At 55.4% G+C, this 5,167-nt stretch carries 4 protein-coding genes, 4 tRNA genes and 2 rRNA genes; 1 reads left to right on the top strand and 9 read right to left on the bottom strand.

Annotated features, from left to right (window positions below):
- The 5 genes from G505_RS0117640 to G505_RS0117620 form a co-directional block, all read right to left on the bottom strand.
- A partial coding sequence (locus G505_RS0117640) for a GTP-binding protein (RefSeq protein ID WP_028110735.1) occupies positions 1-503 on the bottom strand: 503 nt, incomplete at its 3' end.
- A 113-nt stretch (positions 504-616) separates the two neighbouring features.
- A tRNA-Thr gene (locus G505_RS0117635) sits at positions 617-692 on the bottom strand.
- An 8-nt stretch (positions 693-700) separates the two neighbouring features.
- Positions 701-775 (bottom strand) — tRNA-Gly (locus G505_RS0117630).
- A 37-nt stretch (positions 776-812) separates the two neighbouring features.
- A tRNA-Tyr gene (locus G505_RS0117625) sits at positions 813-897 on the bottom strand.
- 20 nt (positions 898-917) lie between these two features.
- Positions 918-993: transfer RNA gene (locus G505_RS0117620), tRNA-Thr, on the bottom strand.
- Positions 994-1,192: 199 nt separating this feature from the next.
- Between G505_RS0117620 and coaA the strand changes: the two genes are divergently transcribed.
- Complete coding sequence (gene coaA, locus G505_RS0117615; protein WP_028110734.1) at positions 1,193-2,143, top strand: type I pantothenate kinase; 951 nt, start codon at positions 1,193-1,195, stop codon at positions 2,141-2,143.
- On the opposite strand, the gene birA is transcribed toward coaA, so the two are convergent.
- The 4 genes from birA to rrf (G505_RS0117595) form a co-directional block, all read right to left on the bottom strand.
- Positions 2,140-3,102, bottom strand: coding sequence for a bifunctional biotin--[acetyl-CoA-carboxylase] ligase/biotin operon repressor BirA (gene birA, locus G505_RS0117610; RefSeq protein WP_028110733.1), 963 nt, complete (start codon positions 3,100-3,102; stop codon positions 2,140-2,142). The two genes, coaA and birA, sit on opposite strands and share 4 nt — an antisense overlap.
- The gene (gene murB, locus G505_RS21920) at positions 3,092-4,132 is read right to left on the bottom strand and encodes a UDP-N-acetylmuramate dehydrogenase (protein WP_245568398.1); all 1,041 of its coding nucleotides are present in this window, start codon (positions 4,130-4,132) and stop codon (positions 3,092-3,094) included. The genes birA and murB overlap by 11 nt, the downstream gene beginning before the upstream one ends.
- Positions 4,133-4,723: 591 nt before the next feature.
- A 5S ribosomal RNA gene (gene rrf / locus G505_RS0117600) occupies positions 4,724-4,838 on the bottom strand.
- A 61-nt stretch (positions 4,839-4,899) separates the two neighbouring features.
- Positions 4,900-5,014: ribosomal RNA gene (gene rrf, locus G505_RS0117595) — 5S ribosomal RNA — on the bottom strand.
- Positions 5,015-5,167 lie beyond the last annotated feature (153 nt).

The following is a 5,167-nucleotide window of genomic DNA, read 5'->3' as shown; positions in this document are numbered from 1 at the left end:
AGGTCGTCACCGGGGAATTCGTACTCAGACAGCAGTTCACGAACTTCCATCTCTACCAGTTCCAGCAGCTCTTCATCATCTACCATGTCACACTTGTTCATGAATACGATGATGTAAGGTACGCCTACCTGACGAGACAGCAGGATGTGCTCACGGGTCTGAGGCATTGGGCCATCGGTGGAAGCTACTACCAGGATCGCGCCGTCCATCTGGGCAGCACCGGTGATCATGTTCTTAACGTAATCAGCGTGTCCGGGGCAGTCTACGTGGGCGTAGTGACGGGTAGGAGTATCGTACTCTACGTGAGAGGTAGAGATGGTGATACCACGCTCACGCTCTTCAGGAGCGTTATCGATGGACGCGAAGTCCTTGGCCTCACCACCGTATACTTTAGCCAGTACATTGGTGATAGCAGCGGTCAGAGTGGTTTTACCGTGGTCAACGTGGCCAATGGTACCAACGTTTACGTGCGGCTTCGAACGCTCAAATTTTTCTTTAGACATGATAGTGCCTCAATCCAAACCAGTGTGGTGATTTTCCACGTTTGACGTAGTAATACTCGTAGAATGAGTATGAGTATAAACAAGGATTGAAGCAGCGTGAAGAAGGGAAGAAATGGTGCTGATACCCAGATTTGAACTGGGGACCTCACCCTTACCAAGGGTGCGCTCTACCAACTGAGCTATATCAGCAAATTTCTTGGAGCGGGCAGCGGGAATCGAACCCGCATCATCAGCTTGGAAGGCTGAGGTAATAGCCATTATACGATGCCCGCAAAAACTATCTTCAGGCTACCTCGAACCGAGAAAAAGTGGTGGAGGGGGAAGGATTCGAACCTTCGAAGGCGGAGCCGTCAGATTTACAGTCTGATCCCTTTGGCCACTCGGGAACCCCTCCACGAGTACAAAGCGTTAGTATGGTGCCGACTGCCGGAATCGAACTGGCGACCTACTGATTACAAGTCAGTTGCTCTACCTACTGAGCTAAGTCGGCTTCGCTTTGTGCGGAGCGCATAATAGGAAATTGAACAAACCAGTGCAAGCCAATTTTCAAAAAAAAGCCGCCATTGGGCTCAATTGGCTGAGATTTAGTCTTGTGGATTAAATCAATACCAATTCTTATCAACCGATTCAGCGTACTGTACCTTTAGGGGGCGATGGTGTAGTTTTGCGTTCGCATCTAAGGAGTTAATATGGCGCCAATTCCATCGACAACCCGCAACGCCTACCTGGAGTTCAGCCGGGAACAGTGGTCTGTGCTGCGTGACGCAGTACCCCTGCCGCTGAGCCAGGGAGAACTTGAGCGGCTGCGTGGCATCAATGAAGACATCTCGTTGAATGAGGTGGAAGCGGTGTACCTGCCCCTCTCCAGGCTGCTTAATCTTTATGTGCATGCCAACCAACGGCGCAGCCAGGTGGTTGAAGAGTTTCTCGGCGAACGACCTGCCGATGGTCCCTACATCATCAGTGTTGCCGGCTCCGTTGCCGTAGGCAAGAGCACCACGGCCCGTCTGCTGCAGGCGCTGCTGCAGCGCTGGCCTGAACACCCCAAGGTTGAACTGATCACCACTGACGGTTTCCTGTACCCCCTGAAAGAGCTTAAGGATAAGGGGCTTCTCGGCAAGAAGGGGTTCCCCCAAAGTTACGACGGCAAGATGCTGCTGGAGTTTCTGAGGGACGTCAAATCAGGCAAGAGCGACGTCCGTGCGCCCATCTACTCACACAGAGAGTACGATCGCCTGACCGACAAACAGCATGTGATCCGCAAGCCAGATATCCTGATTCTTGAAGGGTTGAACGTACTCCAGACCGCCCACGACTACCCGGATGCAGGCAACCGGCTGTTCGTATCAGACTTCGTCGACTTCTCCATCTATGTGGATGCCGACTACGATCTGCTGAAGAGCTGGTACATCGATCGCTTCGATAAGTTCCGACAAGGCGCCTTTACCGACCCCAACTCCTACTTCCACCATTACTCCAAGCTGACGGAAGGGGAAGCAAGAAAAACGGCCAGCAAGATCTGGGACGAGATCAACGGGCCCAACCTGATGGCCAACATCAAGCCAACCCGCAGCCGTGCCAATCTGGTTCTCAGTAAAGGGGAAGACCACCGGGTAGACCGGATCTGGCTGAGGCGTTAAGCCCCGGGACGCAAACTGACTTCGCCACTGTTGAACGCCCTGAGGCCGCTGTCGGTCTGCAGGAGCAGAGCACCGCTGGCATCGACCCCTGCAGCTACCCCGGTCACTTCAGAATCAGCCAAAATCACTCGCACGGGTTTACCGAGATAACAATCCCTCTGGCGCCATCTTTCCAGGAATGGCGCCAACCCCTGCGCCTCAAACTGATGCAGGCCCTTAGTCAGGTGGGCAATGACTTCCCGGGCCAGCAGATTTCGGTCAACCGGAGCACCCGAGACCTGGCGCAGATCGGTCCAGTTCCGATCAATCTGGGACGCCGCTCCCTGCCCCAGGTTGACGTTAATACCGCACCCGATCACCATATCGGCCGGTTCGCCGTATTGGCCGCGCATCTCTACCAGGATCCCAGCCAGTTTGGAGTCCCCGAAATAGAGGTCATTTGGCCACTTCACGCTCACCCCGGCAATGCCACAAGATTCCAGCGCTTCGACCAGCAGTACGCCTACCACCAGGCTAAGGCCGCCGGCCTGGGCGATGCCCCCGTCCAGTCTCCAATACATGGAGAGATAGAGCGAGCCAGCGTAGGGAGAGACCCACTGACGTCCTCGACGTCCCCGCCCCTGAGTCTGCCGCTCGGCCAGGCAGCTGTCACCCGAAGCGAAACTGCCGAGGTGATTCAACAGATAGCTGTTGGTGGAGTCCACTTCGTCGAACAGGAGCACCTTCGACGCCAACCCCAAGCCAATCTTACCTGCGTCCAGCAGTGTCACCGGCTCAGCCAACCGATACCCTTTTCCCTTTACGCTGTAGATCTCCAGGCCGAGGCCTTCGAGAGCCTGTATGTGATTGTTGACCGCCGTGCGACTCAACCCTAAGCGCTGCGCAAGATGTGCCCCGGAATGAAACTGCCCATCCAGCAGGGTCTCCAACACCCTCTGACGATTGTCGTTAGTCAGCATAATGGCTCCAGCACTGCTCCCCCAGACGGTTGAGAAGCCGCACCTCCGGCTCCAGCACCACGCCAAAGCGTTCAGAAACACGTTTCACCACCTGGGTGGCCAGAGCCAACAGCTGTTCAGCGGTCCCCTCACCATGATTCACCAACACCAGCGCCTGGTCCTGGTGTACGCCAACCCCATGGTGCTTGGCGCCCTTCATCCCACTTTGTTCAATCAACCAGCCTGCAGCCAGCTTCATCTGCCCCTCACCAGCCGGATAGGCCGGCATATTAGGGTGACGGCTCTGGAGATCTTTGCCTACCGCATTGGGAACCACCGGATTTTTAAAGAAACTGCCGGCATTACCCAGCACGCTGGGATCAGGCAGTTTTTCCCGACGTACACGCATCACTCTTTCAGCAATGGCATGGGCGCAGGTGTCAGAGAGGTCCCTCAGCGGACCATAGTTGAGCTGGGGTGACCACGCCTTGGCCAGGCGCAGGCCGACACCGACGATCACCACCCTGCCTTTTAGCTCGCCTTTGAAGATGGAGTCTCGATAACCAAACCGGCACTCTTCCTGAGACAGTCGCCTTAGTTGCCCCTGCTCCAGATCCAGAATATCGACATAAGCACAGACATCGGAGAGCTCCATTCCGTAAGCTCCAATGTTCTGTACAGGCGCAGCCCCTGCGGTACCGGGAATAAGAGAGAGATTCTCCAGGCCGGAGATACCCAGGGACAGGCTCCACATCACCGCCTCATGCCAGTCTTCACCCGCACCAAGCTCAACAAGCCAGTCCGCCCCTTCATCGATCACTTCGCGACCCTTGATGCGGTTGACGATCACCAGTCCCTCAAACCGCTCTACGAACACAGTGTTGCTGCCGCTGCCTAATACCAGCTTGGGAGAGCTGGCATAAGCCTCAAGACTCCAGGCCTCAGCCATCTCCTCAGCAGACTGAACCTCAACCAGCGCCAACGCCGTGCCGGGCAGCCTGAAGCTGTGATAGGGGGTGAGACAACACTCTTTGCGAATATTCAGGGACACGATCTCTCCATCGTATAAAAGGGGCAGTGCAAGGCGGCGATGATATAGCAGAACTCTGAAAAGATCGATGACAGAGGTGGGATTTTAACCAGCAGTTAACCCTCAACGGCAACTGCAGGCAATTGACTTCCGGGACGCCAACGCCTCGCACCCGAAAGGCGCCTTGACGGTGGCCGCTGCCGCGGAGACAGCACCCCGGAGACCATCACTAATACATAGGTGAGAACGGGGTGAACGCGAAGGCAGGGATGCCGCAGCCGGACTTTTGGCGAAGCAGAGACTGCGTCAGCCAAAAGCGACAGGACAGTTCCACCAGGGGCGGTCACTACATCAGGCTACAAACGAAAAAAGCCCTACTTTGCGGTGCGGACGGCCAGTCTGGGCTTCTCTCTGAATCAGTGTCTGACGATGACCTACTCTCACACGGACTCTCTCCAACACCGCCACACCACCATCGGCGCTACTGTGTGTCGCTGCTGGGCACCGGCGGCGAGAATGAGCGCATGGGATCAAGGGCCTGATCTCTTGCGAGCTGTCGGAATTAAAACGAAAAAAGCCCAACCTTGCGGTTGGGCTTCTCTCTGAATGAGTGCCTGACGATGACCTACTCTCACATGGGAACTCCCACACTACCATCGGCGCTACTGTGTTTCACTGCTGAGTTCGGCATGGGATCAGGTGGGACCACAGCGCTATGGTCGTCAGACGAATTTTGTTGATGCATTTCAGCATCGTTACCGCTCTTGGAGCCATAACATTGAATGGGTGCTTGGCAGTGACCTACTCTCACATGGGAACTCCCACACTACCATCGGCGCGGTTGCGTTTCACTGCTGAGTTCGGCATGGGATCAGGTGGGACCACAACGCTATTGCCGCCAAGCAAAATCGTTACAATTCGCACAAGCTGTTTCTCGTTTGCATTTTCGCAAGCGCTTTTCTATCTGGGACTTCAAAACCCATTGGGTGTTGTATGGTTAAGCCTCACGGGTCATTAGTACAGGTTAGCTCAACGCCTCACAACGCTTACACACCC

It is taken from the genome of Ferrimonas futtsuensis DSM 18154, assembly GCF_000422645.1.
Classification (GTDB): Bacteria; Pseudomonadota; Gammaproteobacteria; order Enterobacterales; family Shewanellaceae; genus Ferrimonas; species Ferrimonas futtsuensis.
This window is presented reverse-complemented; position numbering and strand designations above follow the sequence as displayed.

Coding starts and splice junctions, on each gene's coding strand:
- coaA (WP_028110734.1), top strand. CDS start 1,193: ATGGCGCCAATTCCATCGACAACCCGCAACGCCTACCTGGAGTTCAGC.
- birA (WP_028110733.1), bottom strand. CDS start 3,102: ATGCTGACTAACGACAATCGTCAGAGGGTGTTGGAGACCCTGCTGGAT.